The organism is Rhizobacter sp. (assembly GCF_046595475.1).
Classification (GTDB): domain Bacteria; phylum Pseudomonadota; class Gammaproteobacteria; order Burkholderiales; family Burkholderiaceae_C; genus Rhizobacter.
The window spans coordinates 1-20551 of the sequence record NZ_JBKJOQ010000036.1; the positions used below are offsets into that span (position 1 = coordinate 1).

Sequence of the window (20551 nt, forward strand, 5' to 3'; positions counted from 1 at the left end):
TTGAGCTGGTGCGCGGCATCCGCCAGAAAGCGCTTCTGGGTTGCGATCGAATCCTTCAGCCGCGTCAACAGATCGTTGATCGATGAGACCAGCGGCGCCACTTCCAGTGGCACAGCCCCGTCGTCCAGCGGGCTCAGGTCGTCCGGCTTGCGGGCACGGATGCGCTCTTCCAGCTGCGACAGCGGTTTGATGCCGCGCACCAGCGCCAGCCACACCAGCAGCACGGCCAGTGGAAGGATGACGAACTGCGGCAGCATCACGCCCTTGATGATCTCGGTTGCCAGCACCGAACGCTTCTCGCGCGTTTCGGCCACCTGCACGAGAGACGGCTGCGCACCGGGAATGTCGACCTTGACCCAGGTGTAGGCCACCCGCACGTCCAGACCGCGCATCTCGTCATTGCGCAGGCGCACGTCGCCCACCAACGGCGCCTCCTCTTCCGGCGGGTGTGGAAAGTCGCGCTCGCCCGACAGGAACTCGTTTTGCGGGCCCAGCACCTGGTAGTAGACGAGGTCGGAGTCATCGGCGCGCAGCAGTTCGCGCGCGGGCTGCGGCAGGTTGAACACGGCACGCTGGTTCTGCACCGTGACCAGCTGCGCCAGCGCCTGCACGTTGTATTCCAATGCGCGGTCGAACGGCTTGCCCGCGATGCTCTGCGCGACGAGCCAGGTGATGGCAAGGCTGACCGGCCAGAGCAGCAGGAGCGGCGTGAGCATCCAGTCGAGGATCTCGCCGAAGAGGGACCGCTGCTCGCGCTGGAAGATCTTCATGACGAAACGGCGCAATGCCCTCGCGGCTGCGCCGCATCGATGACCACGCTACGCGCATGACCCGTCATGCCGTCATTGAAACGCCGCAAAGTCATTTCGTCATGCCGCGATTTTCTCCAGGCAGTAGCCCAGCCCGCGCACGGTCGCGATGCGGATCGGCCCTTTTTCGATCTTCTTGCGCAGGCGGTGGACGTAGACCTCGATCGCGTTGGTGCTGACTTCCTCGCCCCATTCGCAGAGCCGCTCGACCAGCTGGTCCTTGCTCACCAAGCGGCCCGCGCGCTGCAGCAGTACCTCGAGCAGGCCAAGCTCCCGGGCAGACAGTTCGACCATCTTGCCGTCGATGGTCGCCACGCGCCCGGCCTGGTCGTACACCAGCGGGCCGTGCTTGATGGTGCTGCTGGTGGCACCCATGCCGCGGCGGGTCAGCGCACGCACGCGCGCCTCAAGCTCCGACAGCGCGAAAGGCTTCGCCATGTAATCGTCGGCGCCGAGATCCAGGCCCTTCACGCGCTCGTCGATCGCGTCGGCGGCGGTGAGGATCAACACCGGCATCGAGGAGCCCCGGGCACGCAGCTTGCGCAGCACTTCCAGGCCATGCATCCTGGGCAGGCCGAGGTCGAGGATCAGCAGGTCGAATTCGTTGTTCGTCATCTGCGCCGCGACGGCCTCGCTGCCGCTGGCGACGTGGTCGGCGGCGGCGCCCGATGCGCGCAGGCTGCGCAGCAATCCGTCGGCCAGCACCTGGTCGTCTTCCGCGATGAGGATCCGCATGCGCTTGTCTCCTGGGGGGCGTCTCTGGGCGGGCGCTTGTTGGCTTGGATTCTAGGCTTGGCCGGCCGACCGGTGACGGACCGGTGACGGACTCGGATCATCTTGCCGGTGAGCCGAGGTGGTGCCAACCCGGCCGACGCTGGCTGCGGGTCGCGAAATTACGAGGAGCCGCCGGCGTAGGCTTCCAGCCCGATCTTGACCACCGTGGAGACATCGGCGCCGACTTCGGCGCGGAACTCCTGCTCCGCCTGCGCCACCGCGTCGCGGAAAGCCTGCAGCCACGCCAGGCCGGTGGCCGTGAACCTGACAATGCGGGCGCGGGCGTCGCGCGGGTCGGGTTCGCGCGTGACCAGACCCCAGGCTTCGCACTGGTCCACCAGGTCGCCCATCGCCTGCTTGCTCATGCCGGCGCGCACCGCCAGGTCGGTCAGGCGCGTGCCCTGCAACTCCAGGTGCCGCGTGATGTGCACGTGCGCGGCGCTCACCTGCGCGCGGGCCGCCAGGTTCGACAGCGCCAGAGGTACCTCGACGTCGTGCGCCATCAGGTGCAGCACGCGGTCGTCGAAGCGCCGCAGCGCGTGGCCGAGCAGGCGCCCGAGGTGGGTGAGGCGCCACCCGTCCTGTGCCATCGGAGGAGTCATCTTTAGATGGTAAGGCAAACTGACCAAAAAACCTGTTGTCCGCAGGCAGGCTGGCTCGTTACATTACTGGCCATGCATCCAGCCTGTTGTTGTTACCAGTGGATGCCCCCAACCAGTACCTCATGAATCGCACCAAGGAGAAACCGATGGACGCCCAAGTCAAAGGAACCAGGATCGCCGGCCCCGACACGGAAAAGGCCAAGGCCCTCGCCGCGGCGCTGGCGCAGATCGAAAAGCAGTTCGGCAAGGGCACGATCATGCGCCTTGGCGAAGGCGAGGTGATCGAAGACATCGAGGTGGTTTCCACCGGCTCGCCGACGCCCAGCGCCATGTCCAGACCCAGCGAGCCGGTGGAAACCACCTCGATGTCTTCGATCACCTCGCCCTCGCCGAGCTTCATGATCGAGCCCTTGCCGAACTGCTTTTCGATCTGGGCCAGTGCGGCTTGCAGGGCTTTGGCCTTTTCGGTGTTCAGTGCCTTGACGGGTGCGTCCACGAGAATCTCCTTGAAAATCAACAAGTTGTAGCCTGTCTTTAGAAACAGGCTGGATGAATGAACAGCATTCTGCAAGCGGAGTAGATCGAAGTAAACCCGTTTTTTAGTCAGTTTGCCTTACTATTAAACAATGACCCAGGATTGGCGCCAAACCCACCTCGGCCGCTTGCTGGGCCACGCCATGCGGCGCTTCGACGAGCGCGTGTTGGCGCTGATGGCGCGCAACGTGGACGTGCCACTCGCTCTGTCCAACTTGGCAGCGCGCGCGCAGGTGAGCGCCGCCCACATCCACATCACTCGCCACCTGGCGCTCGAAGGCTCGCGCCTCACCGATCTCGCCGCGCGCGCCGGCATGAGCAAACAGGCCATGGGTGACGTGGTCGACCAGTGCGAGGCTTGGGGCTTGGTGCAGCGCGAGGCCGACAGCCGCGACAAGCGCGCGCGGCTCGTGGCGTTCACGCCCACCGGGCTCGCGTGGTTGGCGGCTTTCGAGCAAGCGGTGGCACAGGCCGACCGCGAGTTCCGCGCCGAAGTGGGCGACGACGTGGCCACGGTCGTGGCGCTCGGGCTAGAGGCGTACGCGGCCACCGCAGTTCAGTAGCGCAATTCAGTAGCGCAGTTCAATAGAATTCCGGCAACAACCAGGAGACACAGCCATGCGGATACTGATTGCTGAAGACGATCAGGTCCTGGCCGACGGCCTGTTGCGCTCCTTGCGCAACTCGGGCTACGCGGTGGACGCCGTGGCCAGTGGCTCCGAGGCCGATGCGGCCCTGTGCTCGCACGAGTTTGACCTGCTCATACTCGACCTGGGCCTGCCCAAGCTGCACGGCCTGGAAGTGCTGCGCAAGCTGCGCGCCCGCGGCGCAAGCGTGCCGGTGCTCATCCTCACTGCGGCCGACAGCGTCGAGCAGCGCGTGAAGGGCCTGGACCTCGGCGCCGACGACTACATGGCCAAGCCTTTCTCGCTGCAAGAGCTTGAAGCCCGCGTGCGCGCGCTGACGCGGCGTGGGCTGGGCACGGCGTCGAGCATCATCAAGCACGGCCCGCTCACCTTCGACGCCACTGGCCGCGTGGCCTACATCAACGACCAGATGATCGAGCTGTCGGCACGCGAGCTGAGCCTGCTGGAAGCGCTGCTGCAGCGGGCTGGCCGGCTGGTCAGCAAAGACCACCTCGTGGAGCGCCTGTGCGAGTGGGGTGAAGAGGTCAGCAACAACGCCATCGAGGTCTACATCCATCGGTTGCGCAAGAAGATCGAGCAAGGGCCGGTGCGCATCGCCACCGTGCGCGGCCTTGGTTATTGCCTTGAGAAGATCCCGGGTTGATGTGCGCCCCTCAGTCGCTGCGCTGCGGCCTGCAAGGGGCGCCGTCCGGTTTGGGGCGGCTTGGCGCCGGACACTAGCCCCGTGGCCTTACCCAGAGAGCAGCGTTCACTGTTTGGCGAGATCCTCGATTGGATGCTCGCCCCGCTGCTGCTGCTGTGGCCGATGAGCGTGGTGCTCACCTGGCTGGTGGCGCAGGGCATCGCCAACAAGCCCTTTGACCGCCAACTCGGCGAGATGGCGCGCCTGCTTTCGCAGCAGGTCAGCGTGCAAGCCCAGGCTGACGGCAGCTCGCGCGCCGCCTTCGCCCTCAACCGAAACACCTCGGAGCTGCTGCGCACCGACGAGGCCGACACGCTGTACTACCAAGTGCTGGGCCTGCGTGGCGAGTTATTGAGCGGCGAGCGCAACCTGCCCTCGCCGGCGCCTGCAGAAGAAGACCGAAACGCGCAGGGCCAGCTGCGCTTTCGCGACGCTGAGGTCGGCGGCGAGCCGGTGCGCGTGGCCTACCTGTGGGTCATGTCGCCCGACGCGCCGGCCGGCACGCCCGCGCTGGTGCAGGTGGCTGAAACCCTGGGCAAGCGCTCGCGCTTGGCCACCGAGATCATCAAGGGCGTGATGCTGCCGCAGTTCGTCATCTTGCCGCTGGCGGTGCTGCTGGTATGGCTGGCGCTGGTGCGCGGCATCAAACCGCTGAATGAACTGCAACAGCGCATACGCCGTCGCGAGAGCCATGACCTGAGCCCGATCGACGAGCGTGAAGTGCCCGAAGAGGTCTCGCCGCTGGTGCGCGCCATCAACGACCTGCTGATGCGGCTCGACCGCAGCATCGGCAACCAGAAGCACTTTCTCGCCGACGCGGCGCACCAACTCAAGACGCCACTGGCCGGCCTGCGCACCCAAGCCGAGCTGGCGCAGCGCGAGATCGACGCCGGCCAGCGCGACCCCCAGGCGCTGAAAAAATCGCTGCAGCAGATCTCGCGCTCCAGCCAGCGCGCCACGCGCATGGTGAATCAACTCTTGTCGATGGCGCGCGCCGAAGACGCCTCGCAAACGCTGAGCCACCAGCCCATCAACCTCGCGCGCGTGGCCACCGAAGCCGTGCGCGACTTCGTGCCGCGTGCACTCGACAAGCGCATCGACCTCGGCTACGAAGGCCCCAACACCGGCGAGCGCCACCCGCAAGGGCTGATGGTGCAGGGCCAGCCGGTGCTGCTGCGCGAGCTGGTGCGCAACCTGGTCGACAACGCGCTGCACTACACGCCCGACGGCGGCACGGTCACGGTTCGCGTCGTCGACGACCCGTTCGGCCAGGTGGTGGTGCTGCAAGTGGAAGACTCGGGGCCGGGCATTCCAGCGGCCGAACGCGAGAAGGTGTTCCAGCCCTTCTACCGGTCACTGGGCACCAACGTCGACGGGTCAGGCCTGGGCCTGGCCATCGTGCGTGAGATCGCTCAGCAGCACCACGCCGAGATCGCGCTGGAAGACGCCAACCTGCGCCACCGCGTGGGCATGCTGTCCGACCATGGCGAAGCGGCCTTCGGGCCGGGGGTGCGTTTCACCGTGCGCTTTCCTGCGGCATCGATCCAGGCGGGTACGCCCCCACCCGAACCCGCATAGACTGACTCGGGTAAACCCGAAAGGCGCTCCCGCATGTCAGCCCAGCAGCAAGCCCTGTTTCCCCTGCCCGAGACGCGCCCGCTGGACCTGGCCTTGCAGGGCGGGGGCTCCCACGGCGCCTTCACCTGGGGCGTACTCGACCGGCTGCTGGAGGACGAGCACCTGGTCTTCAAGGGCATTTCGGGCACCAGTGCCGGGGCGTTGAACGCCGCCGTGATGGCGACCGGTTTTCAGCAAGGCAACCGTGCCGGCGCGCGCGCCGCGCTCACCGCGTTCTGGCACGACGTAAGCCGCTCAGGCTCGATCTTCTCGCCCTTCTCGGCCAGCCAGACGAGCGCCATCAGCAGCGGCTTGAAGCTCGACAAGATGCCGGGCTACCAGTGGGTCAGCTCCTTCTTCCGCTCGTTCAGCCCCTACGAGTTCAACCCACTCAACCTCAACCCCCTGCGCGACGTGCTGAAGCGCCATGTCGACGTGGCCGCGCTGCACGGCAACGGCCTCACCCTCTTCATCACCGCCACCAGCGTCACCACCGGCCAGGCGCGGGTGTTCACTGGCAAAGAGCTGTCAATAGACGCGCTGCTGGCGTCGGCATGTCTGCCCTTCCTCTTTCAAGCGGTGACGATCGATGACGAGCCCTACTGGGACGGCGGCTACACCGGCAACCCCGCGCTGTACCCACTGATCTACAACACCGAGGCGCTCGACATCCTGCTGGTGCGCATCAACCCGCTGGTGCGCGTAGGCACGCCCACCCGCAGCGAAGAAATCATCGACCGCCTGAGCGAAATCACCTTCAACGCGAGCCTGATGGCGGAGATGCGCGCCATCGCTTTCGTCTCGAAGCTGATGCGCGAAGGCAAGCTCGACCCCGGCAAGTACAAAGACCTGCGGCTGCACATGGTGGCCGACGATGCCAACATGAGCCCGCTGGGCGCCAGCTCCAAGTTCAACACCGACCGCGCGTTCCTGGAGAGCTTGTTCGGCCTGGGGCGCACTGCAGCAGACCAGTGGCTCTTCAAGCACCGCCAAGACATCGGCCTGCGTGGCACGGTCGATGTGGAGCGTGAGTTTCTGGCGCGCAAGCCTCGTCGCAAGGTGGAATGATTGCCGGATGTCTGCCGCCCGTTCTGCCCCGCTCCCTGCCCCACCCCGCCACAGCCTGATCGCCCTCACCTGGCCGCTCTTCGCCGAGCTGGTGCTCGGCTTGTTGGTGGGCCTCGTAGGCCTGTGGCTCGCGTCGCGCATGTCCGACACCGCATCGGGTGCGTTTGCACTGTCCAACCACGTGCAGGCCACGTTCTTCCTGCTGTTTCGCATCATCAGCATGGGCGTGAGCGTGGTGATCACGCAAAACCTGGGCGCCGGCAACCGCGCCGGTGCTGACGAGACCGCACGCGCCGCGCTGGGCGCGAGCACCTGGTTGGGGCTGAGTGCGGCCTTGGTGGTCATCGTGTTCGCGACGCCCATGCTGCAGCTGCTGAACGCGCCCGCCAAGGTGATGCCGCTGGCCGAACCTTACTTGCGCGTGCTGGCGGTGGCGCTCGCGCTCGACGCCTTCAACGCCAGCATGGGCGCGGTGATGCGCGCCCACATGCACACCCGCGACACGCTGCTCAACATGATCGCCATGCACGGCCTGCACCTGGCGATCTGCCTGCCGCTGATGCGCGGCTTCGGGCCGGTGCCGCCGCTCGGGCTGGCGGGCTTTGCGGTGGCCGCCGCCATCAGCCGCGCCTTTGGCATCGCCTTCCACCTGCTGCTGTGGCGCTGGCGCCTGCAGCTGGTGCCCATGGCACACGACTGGTGGCGCATGCGCTGGAAGCAACTCGGCCCGGTGATGCACATAGGCCTGCCGGGCGCCGCCGAAAACATCACCTATCGGCTGGCGTTGCTGGTGACGGTGGCGCTGGTTGCCCGCATGGGCGCCGACGCACTCGCCATCCACAGCTACACCATGCAGGTGATGTATTTCATCTTGGTGTTCGGCCTCGCGGTGGGCTTTGCCAGCGAGATCTTGGTGGGCCACCTGGTGGGAGCGCGCCAGCTGCACGAAGCACATCGCCTGGTGCGCAAGAGCCTGCGCTGGGGCCTGCTCGTCTCCACCGGCGTGTCGCTCACGGCCGCCCTCACCGCGCCGTGGACGCTGACGCTCTTCACACACGACCCGCACATCATCGAGCAAGCCACCACCTTGCTGTGGATCACGGTGCTGCTGGAGCCGGGCCGCACCTTCAACCTGGTGGTGATCAACGCCCTGCGCGCCACCGGTGATGCGCGCTTCCCGGTGGCCGCGGGCGCAGCCTCTATGGTCTTCGTGATGGCCGGTGGCGCCTGGTTGCTGGGGGTCGTGTTTGACCTTGGCCTGGTCGGCGTGTGGATCGCCTATGCCGCTGACGAGTGGTTGCGCGGGCTGATCATGTGCGCGCGCTGGTGGCGCCGCGGCTGGGTGCCGGCGGCGCGCGCCACGCATCGGCGGGTGAGGCGCCAGCGCCTGGCGTTGTCAGCGCCGCGCTGACACGCGCTCAGCGCCGGCGCAGCAGCTCGAACACGCTGGCGTCGTCCATCGTCGCCAAGCCGTTTTCGCAAGCGCGCGCAAAGAGCGCAGCCGCCTGCTCACCCAGCGGCGTGCCGAAACTGGCTTCTTTCGCCATGCCGAGCGCAAGCTGTGTGTCTTTCTTCAGCAGACTGGTGTGCGCGCGTGGCAGGTAATCGCCATGCATGGCGCGGCGCATGCGGTCGCTGCCGATCCAGCTTTGCCCGCTGCTCTGCTCCATGACAGCCAACGTGCGAGGCACGTTCAGGCCCAGACGCTCGGCCAGCGCCAGCGCTTCGGCTGCACCGGCGAGATTGATGCCGGCCAGCAGGTTGTTGACGAGCTTGGTGCGAGCGCCATCACCCGGCCGCTCGCTGATGTGGAACACCTTGGACGACAGCACTTCGACCAAGGCGCGTTGCTTGTCGAGCGTGGCATTCGGGCAGGCCAGCATCAGGCTCATGCTGCCGTCACGCGCCCGCTCGGGGCCGCCCGACATGGGCGCGTCTAGCCAGTCGATGCCGCGCCGCACCAGGCCGTCGACCAGGCGCTCGGTGTCGGCCGGCGCAATGGTGGGGCACAGCATGACGGTGGCGCCAGGTGCGAGCGCCTGCACTGCGCCGTGCGGGCCAAACAACACTGATTGCGTCTGCGCCGCATCGACCACCGCCACGATCACCACGTCACTGGAAGACGCCAAACCCGTGGCTGTGGCGCACGCCATGGCGCCGAGGCCAACCGCCTGCGCTTCGCGCTGCGCGTCGATGTCGTGCACCGCCACCAGGTAGCCTTGCGACAGCAGCCGCGCCGCCATCGCGCCACCCATGTTGCCCACGCCGATGATGCCGACGCGAGGGATGGGCCAAACGGCAGGAATGGAAGTCATGTGCCCTTGCTAGCGCTGCATGTAGCGCCGGCTCTTGGAAATCGACATCAGGATGCCCAGCCCCAAGCCCAGCGTGACCATGGCCGTGCCGCCGTAGCTGATGAAGGGCAGCGGCACACCCACCACCGGCAAGATGCCGCTCACCATGCCCATGTTGACGAAGGCATAGGTGAAGAAGCTGAGGGTGATGGCGCCTGCCAGCAGGCGCGAAAACAAGGTGGGCGCATCGGCCGCGATCATCAGCCCGCGAAAGATCAGGAAGATGAAGCCGAACACCAGCAGTGCACAACCCATCAAGCCGAACTCTTCGGAAAACGCCGCGAAGATGAAATCGGTGGTGCGCTCAGGGATGAACTCGAGGTGGGTCTGCGTGCCCTTCATGAAGCCTTTGCCCGACACGCCACCCGAGCCGATGGCGATCATGCCCTGGATGATGTGAAAGCCTTTTCCCAGCGGGTCGGTGGTCGGGTCGAGCAGGGTGCACACGCGGTTCTTCTGGTAGTCGCGCATCATCGGCCACACCACGTCGGGCTGGCAGATGCGGTCTTCGGTCAGCACCACGGCGGTGATGGCCACGGCGCCGACCACCAGCACCGGCACGATCAGCTTCCACGACAGGCCCGCGAAGAAGATCACGTACAGGCCGGCCGACAGCACCAAGATGGCCGTGCCCAGGTCGGGCTGCTTGACGATCAGGCCCACCGGCACACCCACCAGCAGCAACGCCACCGCGAAATCGAGCACACGCAGCTGGCCTTCGCGGCGCTGGAACCACCAGGCCAGCATCAGCGGCATGGCGATCTTCAAGATCTCGCTTGGCTGGATCACCACCCCCACGTTGAGCCAGCGCGTGGCGCCCTTCTTGGTCACGCCGAACAGGGCCACCGCGATCAGCAAAGCCACACCCACCGCATACAAGGGCACCGCCAGGCGCATGAGCTTTTGCGGTGGTATCTGCGCCACGACGAACAAGATGCCCACTGCCAGCAGCATGTTGCGGCCGTGGTCGACGAAGCGGGTGCCGTGGTCGAACCCGGCCGAGTACATGGTGACGAGGCCCAGGCCGGCGAGCAGCAGTATGGCCAGCACCAAGGGCACGTCGAAGCCGATGAACACCGGCTTCAGGCGCTGCCAATACGAGGGCTTCTCGAAAACAATGCTCATGGCAAGCGCGCCACCACATTCGCCGGGGCCGAGGCCGCCGCCGCGCCATTGATCGACACCCCCGGCAGCGGCACCGAGTTCACCGGCCGCGGCGTGCCGATCGGTGCGGTCGACTGGCCGAGGCGGGTGGCGGCGATGTCTTCCAGGCTCGGGTACTGCCCCTGCAGCACGAAGTCGAACACGCGGCGCGCAATGGGTGCGGCAGCCCCAGCGCCGAAGCCCGCGTTCTCGACCACCAGCGCCAGCGCAATGCGTGGCTCTTCGAGCGGGGCAAAGGAGATGTAGAGCGCATGGTCACGGTGACGCTCGTCGATCTTGCTGGCGTCGTACTTCTCGTTCTGCTTGATCTGGATCACCTGCGCCGTGCCGGTCTTGCCTCCCGTCTGGTACGGCGCGTTGGCGAACGAGCGCGCCGAGGTGCCTTCTTGCGTCACGCCAAACATCGCCTGGTGGATCACGGCCACGTGCTCGGGCTTCCACGCCAGGGTTTCGAGCGCATCGCCCGAGAGCTTCTGCTGCGAGCGCGTTTCCACGTTTTCAACTGCCTTGACCAAGTGCGGCTTGAAGCGCTTGCCCCCCGCCGCCACAGCGGTGGTGGCCTGTGCCAGCTGCAGCATGGTGAAGGCGTTGTAGCCCTGACCTATGCCCAGTGAGATGGTCTCGCCGGGGTACCACTTCTGCGCCTCCTTGCGCTTGTACGAGGTGCGCTTCCACTCGGTGGACGGCAGGGTGCCGCGCAGCTCGCCCTGCATGTCGATGCCCGTCAGTTGCCCGAGGCCCAGCGGTGCCATGAAGTCGTGGATGGCGTCGACGCCGAGGTCGTTGGCCAGCACGTAGTAGTAGGTGTCGCACGACTGCACGATCGACTTGTACATGTCGACGTAGCCGTGACCGCCTTCCTTGTCGTCACGGAAGCGGTGGTTGCCGAACTGGAAATAGCCGGGGTCGTTGATGGCCTGCTGCGGCGTGCGCTTGCCCAGCGTGAGCGCGGCCAGCGCCATCAGCGGCTTGTAGGTCGAACCCGGCGGGTAGCTGCCGCGCAGTGCGCGGTTGAGCAGCGGTTTGTCTTCCGACTCGTTGAGCGCCTTCCAGTTCTCGACGTCGATGCCGTCGACGAAGAGGTTGGGGTCGAAGTTGGGTTTGCTGACGAAGGCCAGCACTTCGCCGTTGCGCGGGTCAATGGCGACGAGCGCACCACGGCGATCGCCGAACATTTCTTCCACCAGCGCCTGCAGCCGGATGTCGATCGACAGCACCAGGGTGTTGCCCGGCGTGGCAGGGTTGCTCTTGAGGCGGCGCACGGCGCGGCCGCCCGCGCTGGTCTCTACCTCTTCGAAGCCGGTGGCACCGTGCAACTGCTCTTCGTAGCTCTGCTCGATGCCGAGCTTGCCGATGTACTCGGTGCCGCGGTAGTTCGACTCGTCTTCCGAGTCGTCAATCTTGTCTTTTTCCGCTTGGTTGATGCGGCCGATGTAGCCAATGAGGTGGCTGCCCACCTCACCGAGCGGGTAGTTGCGAAAGAGCCGCGCCTTGATGTCGACACCGGGGAAGCGAAAGCGCTGCGCGGTGAAGCGCGCCACCTCTTCGTCGGAGAGCTTGGTGCGGATGGGCAGCGACTCGAAGCTCTTGCTTTCTTCCATCAAGCGCTTGAAGCGCTTGCGGTCGCGCGCACTCACGTCGACGATGGCCTCTAGCGCGGTGATGGTGGCGTCTAGGTCTTCCACCTTCGACGGCATGATCTCCAGCGTGTAGGCCGAGTAGTTGTTGGCCAGCACCACGCCGTTGCGGTCGACGATCAGCCCCCGGTTGGGCACGATGGGCACGACGGCGATGCGATTGTTCTCGGCCTGTGTCGACAACTCGTCGTGGCGCGACACCTGCAGCACCAGCAGGCGCGCGGTCAGCAGACCGAAGGCCAGCAGCACGAAAACCGCAGCCGCCACCAGCCGGGTGCGAAATTTACCCAGCTCCTGTTCGACGTTGCGCAGCTCAGTCATGTCGCTGACTCTGTCACAGCGGGCGGTTCTTGTCGGCGTCGGGGGGGCGGCGCTGCGGAGCCAATAGCAGCAGCGAGACCACCGGCCACAGCAGGCTTTCGACCACCGGCGCGAGCATCAGCTGCCAACCCGGCAGCATGCCGCCCACCAGCATGCGCACCACCATCGACACCGCGTGGGCCGCCACGAAGAGCGGCAAGATCTGCAATGCCTGCGACAACACGCCGAACCACAGCAGACGGCGGTGGATGGTGATCGCAAAGAAGCTGAGCAGCGTGTAGGCCAGGGCGTGCTGGCCCAGCACCGCGCTGTCGTGCACGTCCATCATCAAGCCGAAGACAAACGCTGCGCCGAGACCGACGCGGCGCGGCTGGTGCACGTTCCAAAACACCAGCACCAGTGCCAACAAGTCGGGCAGATAGGCCGTGCGGCCCAGCGGCACCAGGTTGAAGGCGAACGCGAGCATCAGCGTCGTCCACATGAAAAGCGGGTTGACCGGCAGCAGCAGCTGGTCGGAGCCGCGCGGCATCATGGGGCGACCTCCATGGAGCGGCGCATCGTCATTTGCGCGACCCTTTCTTGGCCGGCTTGACGGGCTCGGGCACCGGCTCGGGCCGTGGCGGCATTTGAATGCCCACGGGCTCCAGCACCAGCACGTGGCGCACGCTGTCAGGCTCGGCCACAGGCAAGAGCGCGATGCGCGCAAAGCCCGAGTCGATGCGCCGGTCCACGCTCACCACTTTGGCCACCGGCACCCCGGCAGGGTAGATGCCATCAACGCCCGAGGTCGACAACACGTCGCCCACTTGCACGTCGGCATTGCCAGCCATGAAGCGCAGTTCCAGGCCCGCACCGGCCGAGTTGCCGAAGGCCGCACTGCGCGCTTGCGTGCGGCTGTTGAGCACGGGGATGGCGGCTTCTTTGTCGGTGAGCAACGTGACCTCGGCGCTGTACGGATAGACGCGTGTCACCTGCCCCAAAACGCCCACTTCATTGATGACCGGCGACGAGACCACCAGCCCATCACGGTTGCCGCGGTCGATGATGACCTTGCGCGAGTACGGGTCGGGCGCGTCGTACAGCACCTCGGCGGTCTGCGAGCGCACCTTCAGCGCGCTGCGCAAGTCGAGCAGAGCGCGCAGGCGCGTATTTTCCTGCAGCAGCTGCTCGACTCGCGCGGAGCGCTCGGCTTGCTTGGCCAGCTCGCGCCGCGCCTTGCCCTCGGCGGCCTGGGCGTGCTGCACGCCCATCAGGTAGTCGGAGGCGACATCCCAGGCGTCGACCGGGGCCCGCAGCACCCGCTCGACCGGGTTGAGCACGGTGGCCACCACGGCGCGCAGCGGCTGCGTCACCTTGAAGCGGGTGTCGGCCACCATCAGGAACAGCGCCAACGCCGAGAAGAACATCATCCGCGTGAACGCCGACGGCCCCTGGCGAAAGAAGGGCGGCGGGCTGCGGTCGAGTGTCCCGAGAGGCATGAGGGCGCTGACTCAGAAATGGGGGCTGCGTTTGAAGCGAAAAAGCCGGCCACGTTGGCAACGTGCCGGCCTTGTGATGTTGTTCACGATCACTCTGAAGTGAAGATGGAGCCGAGGCGTTCCATCCGCTCCAGTGCCATACCGCAGCCGCGCACCACGCAGGTCAGCGGGTCTTCGGCCACCAGCACCGGCAGGCCGGTTTCTTCGGCCAGCAGGCGGTCGAGGTCGCGCAACAGGGCGCCACCACCGGTGAGCATCATGCCGCGCTCGGCGATGTCGGCGCCCAGCTCGGGCGGGGTCTGCTCCAGCGCGTTCTTCACGCTGGAGACGATCTGGTTGAGCGGGTCGGTGAGCGCTTCCAGGATCTCATTGCTGCTGATGGTGAAGCTGCGCGGCACACCTTCGCTCAGGTTGCGGCCTTTCACTTCCATCTCTTTGACTTCGGAGCCGGGGAAAGCCGAGCCGATGTTCTTCTTGATGGCTTCAGCGGTGGGCTCACCGATCAGCATGCCGTAGTTGCGGCGGATGTAGTTGATGATGGCTTCGTCGAACTTGTCGCCGCCCACGCGAACCGAACCTTTGTAGACCATGCCGCCCAGGCTGATCACGCCCACCTCGGTGGTGCCACCACCGATGTCGACCACCATCGAGCCGCTGGCCTCGGACACCGGCAGGCCGGCACCGATGGCCGCGGCCATGGGCTCTTCGATCAGGTAGACCTCGCTCGCGCCCGCGCCCAGCGCCGACTCGCGGATAGCGCGGCGCTCCACCTGGGTGGAGCCGCAGGGCACGCAGATGATGATGCGCGGGCTAGGGCGGAACATCTTAGAGTCGTGCACCATCTTGATGAACTGCTTGAGCATCTGCTCGGTGACCGTGAAGTCGGCGATCACGCCGTCTTTCATCGGGCGTATGGCTTCGATGTTGCCGGGCACCTTGCCCAGCATGGCCTTGGCTTCGGCGCCCACGGCCTGAATGGTCTTCTTGCCGTTGGGCCCGCCTTCGTGTCGGATGGCGACGACCGAGGGCTCATCAAGCACGATGCCTTTGCCACGCACGTAAATCAGCGTGTTGGCAGTGCCGAGGTCAATGGCCAGGTCGGTGGAGAAATAGCGGCGCAGGGATGCGAACATGTTTTTCTTTGGCAGATCGGCGGGCGTGCGCGCCAACGGTGGCACAGAACACGCGGGGCGATGTGAGTGGAAGTGTGAGTGGCCGGGCTTTCAAGCCCACGCCATCGACCGTGGTCGAGCGCATGGGCGCAATATGGTTCCAAGAGGCCCGGAAATGCGGCAAACCCTTGGTATTCATTGGGTTTTAAGCGCATCAAAAGGCTTGTGGATAACCGGGGATAATACTGCATCACCCCTGGTTTTCGACCCCTCGGACACCCTTCCCAGACTGCATTTCCTATGGCCCTGACACCCCAAGACGTCAGCCGCATCGCCCACCTCGCCCGCCTCGAATTGCAGGCCCCGGAACAGGCGGCCATGCTGCAACAGCTGAACGGCTTTTTCTCCATCGTCGAGCGCATGAGTGCGGTCGACACCAGCGGCGTCGAGCCGCTCTACACCCCGCTGTCAGCGGTGCAAAACGTGGTGCTGCGCCTGCGCGACGACGTGGTCACCGAGACCAACCAGCGTGAGCTCAACCAGCGCAGCGCACCTTCGGTGGAAGATGGCTTGTTTCTGGTTCCCAAGGTCATCGAATGAAGGATTTGCAGCTATTGAGCGCGGCCGACATGGGCCGCGCACTCGATGAAAAGGCCACCTCCAGCGTCGAGTTGACGAAACATCTGCTCGCACGCGTTGCCGCTCACGAACATCTCGGCGCCTTTCTCTGTGTCGACGAGCTTGCAGCACTGCAGCAAGCCCAGGCAGCCGACCAGCGGCGCGCGGGCGGCGAGCGCGGCGCCTTGCTGGGCGTGCCGCTGGCGCACAAAGACATCTTCGTGACCCAGGCACTGCCCACCACCGCCGGCTCCAAGATGCTCGGCGGCTACCAGAGCCCCTTCGATGCCACCGTGGTGAGCAAGCTCAGCCAGGCCGGGCTGGTGACCCTGGGCAAGCTCAACTGCGACGAGTTCGCCATGGGTTCGAGCAATGAGAACTCGGCCTTCAAGCCGGTGAAGAACCCCTGGGACGCGAGCCGCGTGCCCGGTGGTTCGTCTGGCGGCTCAGCCGCCGCCGTGGCCGCACGCCTGGTGCCTGCAGCCACTGGCACCGACACCGGCGGCTCGATCCGCCAGCCGGCAAGCTTCACCGGCATCACCGGCATCAAGCCGACCTACGGGCGCTGCTCGCGCTACGGAATGATCGCCTTCGCCTCCAGCCTCGACCAGGCCGGGCCGCTCGCACGCAACGCCGAAGACTGCGCCTTGCTGCTCAACACCATGTGCGGCTTCGACGAGCGCGACGCCACCAGCGCGCAAGAGCCGGTACCTGATTTCGCCGCCGCCCTGGGCAAGCCGCGCGAAGGCGCCACAGCCGCGCAGCCGCTGAAGGGCTTGCGCATCGGTCTGCCCGGCGAGTTCTTCCCCGCCGCCCTGGCGACCGACGTCAACGGCGCCGTGCGTGCCGCATTGGCCGAGTTCGAGAAGCTGGGCGCGACGCTGGTCGACGTGAGCCTGCCGCGCACCGAGTTGTCGATCCCCGTGTACTACATCATTGCGCCGGCCGAAGCGTCGTCGAACCTGTCACGCTTCGACGGCGTGCGGTTCGGACACAGAGCGGCCACCTACAGCGACCTGCTCGACATGTACAAGAAGAGCCGCGCCGAAGGCTTCGGCCCCGAGGTGAAGCGCCGCATCATGATCGGCACCTACGTGCTCTCGCATGGTTACTACGACGCCTACTACCTGCAGGCGCAAAAGCTGCGCCGCATGATTGCCGACGACTTCCAGGCCTGCTTCACGCAGTGCGACATGATCGCCGGCCCGGTGGCGCCCACGGTGGCGTGGAAGCTGGGCGACAAGAGCGATGACCCGGTCGCCAACTACCTGGCCGACATCTTCACGCTGCCGGCCAGCCTGGCCGGCCTGCCCGGCATGAGCCTGCCCGCGGGCTTTGGTGAGGCTTCGATGCCGGTGGGCCTGCAGCTCATAGGCAACTACTTCCAGGAAGCACAGCTGCTGCACGCGGCTCACGCCTTCCAGCAAGCAACCGACTGGCACGCCCGTATGCCGGGAGGGTTTTGAACATGCCGAGCACGCCCAAACTGATCCGCGGATACGAAGTCGTCATCGGCCTCGAAACTCACGCGCAGCTCTCCACCCGCAGCAAGATCTTCAGCGGCTCGTCAACCCAGTTTGGCGCGGCCCCCAACACGCAGGCCTCGCCGGTCGATCTGGCCCTGCCCGGCACGCTGCCGGTGATGAACAAGGGCGCGGTCGAGCGCGCCATACGCTTCGGCCTGGCGGTGGGCGCCAAGGTGGCGCCGCTGTCGATCTTCGCGCGCAAGAACTACTTCTACCCCGACCTGCCCAAGGGCTATCAGATCAGCCAGTACGAGACCCCGGTGGTGCAAGGTGGTGTGGTCGAGTTCTTCGTGGGTGGGTCAGATGGCGAGAAGGTCAAGCACAAGGTCAACCTGACGCGAGCCCACCTCGAAGAAGACGCCGGCAAGTCACTGCACGAAGACTATGCGGGGCAAACCGGCATCGACCTCAACCGCGCCGGCACGCCACTGCTGGAGATCGTGACCGAGCCAGACATGCGCGGCAGCGCCGAAGCCGTGGAGTACGCCCGCGCTTTGCACGCGCTGGTGGTCTGGCTCGACATCTGCGACGGCAACATGCAAGAAGGCAGCTTCCGCTGTGATGCCAACGTGTCGGTGCGCAAGCCCGGTGCCGACTTCGGCACCCGCCGCGAGATCAAGAACCTGAACAGCTTCAAGTTCATGCAACAGGCGATCGACTACGAGATCCAGTGGCAGATCGACCTGATCGAAGACGGCGGCACTGTGCAGCAGGCCACCGTGCTCTTCAACCCCGACAACGGTGAAACGCGCGCCATGCGCAGCAAGGAAGACGCGGCCGACTACCGCTACTTCCCCGACCCCGACCTGCCACCGCTGGTGATTGCCCCCGAATGGATCGAGCGCGTGCGCGGTGAAATGCCCGAGCTGCCCCGCCTGATGGCCGAGCGCTTCCAGAACGACTACAGGCTGGCAGCGTATGACGCGTCGACGATGACGCAGAACAAGGCGTTCGCCGCGTACTTCGAGACCGCAGCGAAGGCCTGCGGTCAACCCAAGCTGGTGGCCAACTGGCTGATGGGCGAGGTGTCGATGCGCCTGAACGCGGGTCAGATCGCGATCGATCAGTTCCCCGTTTCAGCACAACAGCTGGCGGGGTTGATTTCACGAATCGCCGACGGGACCCTTTCAAACAAGGGTGCGAAAGACGTACTTGATCGCCTTTGCATGTTCCCCGCAGACGACATCGACACCGTCATCGAGACCCAAGGCCTCAGGCAGATGAGCGACACCGGTGAGCTGGAGCGCATCCTCGACGAGGTGCTGGCGGCCAATGCCAAGTCGGTGGAAGAGTTCCGCGCTGGGAAGGAAAAGGCCTTCAACGCCCTCATCGGTCAAGCCATGAAGGCCACCAAGGGCAAGGCCAACCCGGCCGCGGTGAATGAGCTCTTGAAGAAGAAGCTCGGCTGATCCACGCGTTCCGTGCGCTACTTGCTCGCCGGCTTGCGCGGCACGGGTGGCGAAGAAGCCGCCGGCAGCACACCCATCGAGCCCGCGGCCGCACCGCTCCACAGCTTTTTCAGGCGCTCGAGCTCCACGTCATAGAGTGAGTCGATGCGCCTGATCTCGTCTTTCTGGTTCTGCGCCAGCGAACGCTGGGCCGCGGCGGCGGCATCGTTGGCGTCAAGCGCCTGCTTCAGCTTGGCTGGCAGCTTCTTACCCTTGTAGAACTCGGTCTCGCTTTTCAGCGGCTTGCGCTCGCGCTCCAGCTCATCGAGTCGATCTTCCGAAAACTTCACACCCTTGCGCACGTCGTCGAGCGCGGCCTCGCGTGCCTTGCTGTGCGCGGCCTCATTGGGGAAGCGGCTCAAGAGATTGCGATCGCGGCGCACCGCGTCTTGCATTGCCACGCGGTCGACCTCGGCCTGGCGCTTCTTGGCCTCAGCCTCGGCCATTTCGTCGACCGTCATGGTCGGGGGCACCACCTGCTTGATCGAGCCATCGGCATTGAGCAAGCGCTGCTCGCGGGCCAGGCATTCGGCAATGGGGCGGTCGGACGTGAGGCGGCGGCCGTTGGCGTCGACGCAGCTGTAGATGGCAGCAGAGCTGGTCGCAGCCATGCCAAGCAACGCGGAACCCAGGGCCAGCCTGGCAACTCGGGAAGGGCTCAACAGATCAGACTCCATAGCGCTCACGGTAGGCGGCCACACCAGCCAGATGCTGGCCCAGGGCCGGATCATGGTTCGACTTCAGATACTGCAGCAGGTCGGTCAATGAGGCAATCGAGAGAACCGGCATACCGTACTCCGACTCAAACTCTTCAACGGATGAACGCACCGTAAGGTTGTCATCCGGGCCCTTTCTTTCCATGCGATCCATGGCAATTAGCACGGAAACGGGCTGCGCGCCGGCTGCACGGATCATGTCGACCGATTCGCGCTTGGAAGCGCCGTCGGTGATGACGTCGTCGATGATGACCACTCGGCCCTTAAGGGGGGCCCCCACCATCAAGCCGCCCTCGCCGTGACTCTTGGCTTCTTTGCGATTGTGGCAAAAAGGCACGCTGCGCCCCATGCGCGCCAATTCAACCGCTGTCGCAGCAGCCAGCGTGATGCCCTTGTACGCGGGGCCAAAGATCATGTCGAACTCAGAGCCAGATGCGAGCAAACGACGCGCATAGAATTCCGCGAGCCGGCCCAGTTTGGCGCCGTCATCGAACAGGCCTGAGTTGAAAAAGTAGGGCGACAGCCGCCCGGCCTTGGTCTTGAATTCCCCAAACCGCAGCACCCCGGCGTCGACTGAGAACTTCACAAAGTCCTGCGCCAGGGAGTCTTGTTCCAGAGACTTGTTTCGCGCGCTGGGGCTCATCGGGGGTGTCTCGTGTTTCGTCTGGTGTCTTTGAATCTGAACGGCATTCGATCTGCCGCCACCAAGGGCCTGTTGCCCTGGGCCGAAGCCCTGGGCGCCGATTGTATGGGGGTGCAAGAGATCAAGGCGCAGGCCGCCGACATCGCCGAGCGCTTCGACACGGTGCACGACATGACGGGCTACTTCCACTTCGCCGAGAAGAAAGGCTACTCGGGCGTGGGGGTGTACACCCGCAAGACGCCTAGCGAGGTGATCGTGGGCATAGGCTCACCCGAGTTCGATGCCGAAGGGCGCTACGTGGAGGCCCGCTTCGACACACCCACCCGCCGCCTCAGCATCATCAGCTGCTATTTCCCGAGTGGGTCGAGCGGCGAAGAGAGGCAGCTCGCCAAGTTCCGCTTCCTGGCACTGATGACACCTTGGCTGCAAAAGCTCAAGACCGAGCGCGAGTTCATTCTGGTGGGTGACGTCAACATCGCGCACAAGGAGATCGACCTCAAGAATTGGAAGGGAAACAAGAAGAACAGCGGCTTCACCCCCGAAGAGCGCGCCTGGATGACCCACGCGCTAGACGAGATCGGCCTGGTCGACGTGTTTCGCACGCTCAACCAAAAGGCAGACCAATACACCTGGTGGAGCAACCGCGGCCAGGCCTATGCCAAGAACGTGGGCTGGCGCATTGACTACCACCTGGCCACACCCGGCATCGCGGCGCTGGCGCGCAAGGAACAGATCTTCATGGAACAACGCTTCTCCGACCATGCGCCCTTGATCATCGACTACGACTTCACGCTGTAACCC

Annotated in this window: 20 protein-coding genes and 2 pseudogenes; 10 read left to right on the forward strand and 12 right to left on the reverse strand. The window is 65.4% G+C overall.

Annotated features, from left to right (window positions below):
* From AC30QB_RS06405 to AC30QB_RS06415, 3 genes are all read right to left on the reverse strand, one after another.
* The coding region (locus tag AC30QB_RS06405; protein WP_489545359.1) for a sensor histidine kinase N-terminal domain-containing protein at nt 1-770 on the reverse strand (770 nt) is incomplete at its 3' end.
* Nucleotides 771-869: 99 nt separating this feature from the next.
* A complete protein-coding gene (locus tag AC30QB_RS06410) occupies nt 870-1544 on the reverse strand; it encodes a response regulator (RefSeq protein WP_489545360.1) in 675 nt (224 codons plus the stop codon).
* 158 nt (nt 1545-1702) lie between these two features.
* The gene (locus AC30QB_RS06415) at nt 1703-2173 is read right to left on the reverse strand and encodes a MarR family winged helix-turn-helix transcriptional regulator (protein WP_489545361.1); all 471 of its coding nucleotides are present in this window, start codon (nt 2171-2173) and stop codon (nt 1703-1705) included.
* A gap of 158 nt (nt 2174-2331) precedes the next feature.
* Between AC30QB_RS06415 and recA (AC30QB_RS06420) the strand changes: the two are divergent.
* Nucleotides 2332-2499 (forward strand): annotated as a pseudogene (gene recA, locus AC30QB_RS06420) (recombinase RecA); the annotation flags it as partial.
* Here the strand turns inward: recA (AC30QB_RS06420) and recA (AC30QB_RS06425) are convergent.
* Nucleotides 2499-2681, reverse strand: a pseudogene (gene recA / locus AC30QB_RS06425) (recombinase RecA); the annotation flags it as partial. The pseudogenes recA (AC30QB_RS06420) and recA (AC30QB_RS06425) sit on opposite strands and share 1 nt — an antisense overlap.
* Nucleotides 2682-2811: 130 nt before the next feature.
* On the opposite strand from recA (AC30QB_RS06425), the gene AC30QB_RS06430 reads away from it, so the two are divergent.
* From AC30QB_RS06430 to AC30QB_RS06450, 5 genes are all read left to right on the forward strand, one after another.
* Complete coding sequence (locus tag AC30QB_RS06430; protein WP_489545362.1) at nt 2812-3282, forward strand: MarR family winged helix-turn-helix transcriptional regulator; 471 nt, start codon at nt 2812-2814, stop codon at nt 3280-3282.
* 55 nt (nt 3283-3337) lie between these two features.
* Nucleotides 3338-4009, forward strand: coding sequence for a response regulator (locus AC30QB_RS06435; RefSeq protein WP_489545363.1), 672 nt, complete (start codon nt 3338-3340; stop codon nt 4007-4009).
* A gap of 132 nt (nt 4010-4141) precedes the next feature.
* Entirely contained in the window at nt 4142-5626 is a 1485-nt protein-coding gene (locus AC30QB_RS06440; protein ID WP_489545423.1) for a sensor histidine kinase, read from the forward strand.
* Between the two features lie 33 nt (nt 5627-5659).
* Entirely contained in the window at nt 5660-6733 is a 1074-nt protein-coding gene (locus AC30QB_RS06445; RefSeq protein WP_489545364.1) for a patatin-like phospholipase family protein, read from the forward strand.
* A 7-nt stretch (nt 6734-6740) separates the two neighbouring features.
* Complete coding sequence (locus AC30QB_RS06450) at nt 6741-8144, forward strand: MATE family efflux transporter (RefSeq protein ID WP_489545365.1); 1404 nt, start codon at nt 6741-6743, stop codon at nt 8142-8144.
* 7 nt (nt 8145-8151) lie between these two features.
* On the opposite strand, the gene AC30QB_RS06455 is transcribed toward AC30QB_RS06450, so the two are convergent.
* From AC30QB_RS06455 to AC30QB_RS06480, 6 genes are all read right to left on the reverse strand, one after another.
* On the reverse strand, nt 8152-9048 hold the full coding sequence (locus AC30QB_RS06455; protein ID WP_489545366.1) for an NAD(P)-dependent oxidoreductase: 897 nt from the start codon (nt 9046-9048) through the stop codon (nt 8152-8154).
* 9 nt (nt 9049-9057) lie between these two features.
* Nucleotides 9058-10212, reverse strand: a complete 1155-nt coding sequence (gene rodA / locus AC30QB_RS06460) for a rod shape-determining protein RodA (protein WP_489545367.1) — start codon at nt 10210-10212, stop codon at nt 9058-9060.
* Nucleotides 10209-12209 carry a penicillin-binding protein 2 gene (gene mrdA / locus AC30QB_RS06465; RefSeq protein WP_489545368.1) on the reverse strand — a complete coding sequence of 667 codons (2001 nt, stop codon included), beginning with the start codon at nt 12207-12209 and terminating at the stop codon, nt 10209-10211. Before mrdA ends, rodA begins: the two co-directional genes overlap by 4 nt.
* 13 nt (nt 12210-12222) lie before the next feature.
* Complete coding sequence (gene mreD / locus AC30QB_RS06470) at nt 12223-12741, reverse strand: rod shape-determining protein MreD (protein ID WP_489545369.1); 519 nt, start codon at nt 12739-12741, stop codon at nt 12223-12225.
* A 28-nt stretch (nt 12742-12769) separates the two neighbouring features.
* Complete coding sequence (mreC, locus tag AC30QB_RS06475; protein ID WP_489545370.1) at nt 12770-13687, reverse strand: rod shape-determining protein MreC; 918 nt, start codon at nt 13685-13687, stop codon at nt 12770-12772.
* Nucleotides 13688-13776: 89 nt separating this feature from the next.
* Nucleotides 13777-14820: a rod shape-determining protein gene (locus AC30QB_RS06480; protein ID WP_047486496.1), complete on the reverse strand. Its 1044-nt coding sequence runs from the start codon at nt 14818-14820 to the stop codon at nt 13777-13779.
* 279 nt (nt 14821-15099) lie between these two features.
* Between AC30QB_RS06480 and gatC the strand changes: the two genes are divergently transcribed.
* From gatC to gatB, 3 genes are read left to right on the forward strand one after another with little or no spacing between them, the layout of a single operon-like run.
* A complete protein-coding gene (gatC, locus tag AC30QB_RS06485; RefSeq protein WP_489545371.1) occupies nt 15100-15399 on the forward strand; it encodes an Asp-tRNA(Asn)/Glu-tRNA(Gln) amidotransferase subunit GatC in 300 nt (99 codons plus the stop codon).
* 29 nt (nt 15400-15428) lie between these two features.
* Nucleotides 15429-16883 carry an Asp-tRNA(Asn)/Glu-tRNA(Gln) amidotransferase subunit GatA gene (gene gatA / locus AC30QB_RS06490; RefSeq protein WP_489545424.1) on the forward strand — a complete coding sequence of 485 codons (1455 nt, stop codon included), beginning with the start codon at nt 15429-15431 and terminating at the stop codon, nt 16881-16883.
* Between the two features lie 2 nt (nt 16884-16885).
* Nucleotides 16886-18352, forward strand: a complete 1467-nt coding sequence (gene gatB / locus AC30QB_RS06495; protein WP_489545372.1) for an Asp-tRNA(Asn)/Glu-tRNA(Gln) amidotransferase subunit GatB — start codon at nt 16886-16888, stop codon at nt 18350-18352.
* Nucleotides 18353-18369: 17 nt separating this feature from the next.
* Here the strand turns inward: gatB and AC30QB_RS06500 are convergent, their stop codons facing one another.
* Together AC30QB_RS06500 and pyrE are read right to left on the reverse strand one after the other, a co-directional pair.
* Nucleotides 18370-19002 (reverse strand): DUF4124 domain-containing protein, encoded by a 633-nt coding sequence (locus AC30QB_RS06500; RefSeq protein ID WP_489545373.1) that lies wholly within the window; start codon nt 19000-19002, stop codon nt 18370-18372.
* Between the two features lie 55 nt (nt 19003-19057).
* Nucleotides 19058-19750, reverse strand: coding sequence for an orotate phosphoribosyltransferase (gene pyrE / locus AC30QB_RS06505; RefSeq protein ID WP_489545374.1), 693 nt, complete (start codon nt 19748-19750; stop codon nt 19058-19060).
* A 12-nt stretch (nt 19751-19762) separates the two neighbouring features.
* On the opposite strand from pyrE, the gene AC30QB_RS06510 reads away from it, so the two are divergent.
* Nucleotides 19763-20548, forward strand: coding sequence for an exodeoxyribonuclease III (locus AC30QB_RS06510; protein ID WP_489545375.1), 786 nt, complete (start codon nt 19763-19765; stop codon nt 20546-20548).
* Nucleotides 20549-20551 lie beyond the last annotated feature (3 nt).

What these genes read in the sequence shown, in the direction of transcription:
- AC30QB_RS06410 (WP_489545360.1), bottom strand. Translation starts at nt 1,544, where the DNA reads ATGCGGATCCTCATCGCGGAAGACGACCAGGTGCTGGCCGACGGATTG.
- AC30QB_RS06415 (WP_489545361.1), bottom strand. Translation starts at nt 2,173, where the DNA reads ATGGCACAGGACGGGTGGCGCCTCACCCACCTCGGGCGCCTGCTCGGC.
- AC30QB_RS06430 (WP_489545362.1), top strand. Translation starts at nt 2,812, where the DNA reads ATGACCCAGGATTGGCGCCAAACCCACCTCGGCCGCTTGCTGGGCCAC.
- AC30QB_RS06435 (WP_489545363.1), top strand. Translation starts at nt 3,338, where the DNA reads ATGCGGATACTGATTGCTGAAGACGATCAGGTCCTGGCCGACGGCCTG.
- AC30QB_RS06440 (WP_489545423.1), top strand. Translation starts at nt 4,142, where the DNA reads ATGCTCGCCCCGCTGCTGCTGCTGTGGCCGATGAGCGTGGTGCTCACC.
- AC30QB_RS06445 (WP_489545364.1), top strand. Translation starts at nt 5,660, where the DNA reads ATGTCAGCCCAGCAGCAAGCCCTGTTTCCCCTGCCCGAGACGCGCCCG.
- AC30QB_RS06450 (WP_489545365.1), top strand. Translation starts at nt 6,741, where the DNA reads ATGTCTGCCGCCCGTTCTGCCCCGCTCCCTGCCCCACCCCGCCACAGC.
- AC30QB_RS06455 (WP_489545366.1), bottom strand. Translation starts at nt 9,048, where the DNA reads ATGACTTCCATTCCTGCCGTTTGGCCCATCCCTCGCGTCGGCATCATC.
- rodA (WP_489545367.1), bottom strand. Translation starts at nt 10,212, where the DNA reads ATGAGCATTGTTTTCGAGAAGCCCTCGTATTGGCAGCGCCTGAAGCCG.
- mrdA (WP_489545368.1), bottom strand. Translation starts at nt 12,209, where the DNA reads ATGACTGAGCTGCGCAACGTCGAACAGGAGCTGGGTAAATTTCGCACC.
- mreD (WP_489545369.1), bottom strand. Translation starts at nt 12,741, where the DNA reads ATGATGCCGCGCGGCTCCGACCAGCTGCTGCTGCCGGTCAACCCGCTT.
- mreC (WP_489545370.1), bottom strand. Translation starts at nt 13,687, where the DNA reads ATGCCTCTCGGGACACTCGACCGCAGCCCGCCGCCCTTCTTTCGCCAG.
- AC30QB_RS06480 (WP_047486496.1), bottom strand. Translation starts at nt 14,820, where the DNA reads ATGTTCGCATCCCTGCGCCGCTATTTCTCCACCGACCTGGCCATTGAC.
- gatC (WP_489545371.1), top strand. Translation starts at nt 15,100, where the DNA reads ATGGCCCTGACACCCCAAGACGTCAGCCGCATCGCCCACCTCGCCCGC.
- gatA (WP_489545424.1), top strand. Translation starts at nt 15,429, where the DNA reads ATGGGCCGCGCACTCGATGAAAAGGCCACCTCCAGCGTCGAGTTGACG.
- gatB (WP_489545372.1), top strand. Translation starts at nt 16,886, where the DNA reads ATGCCGAGCACGCCCAAACTGATCCGCGGATACGAAGTCGTCATCGGC.
- AC30QB_RS06500 (WP_489545373.1), bottom strand. Translation starts at nt 19,002, where the DNA reads ATGGCTGCGACCAGCTCTGCTGCCATCTACAGCTGCGTCGACGCCAAC.
- pyrE (WP_489545374.1), bottom strand. Translation starts at nt 19,750, where the DNA reads ATGAGCCCCAGCGCGCGAAACAAGTCTCTGGAACAAGACTCCCTGGCG.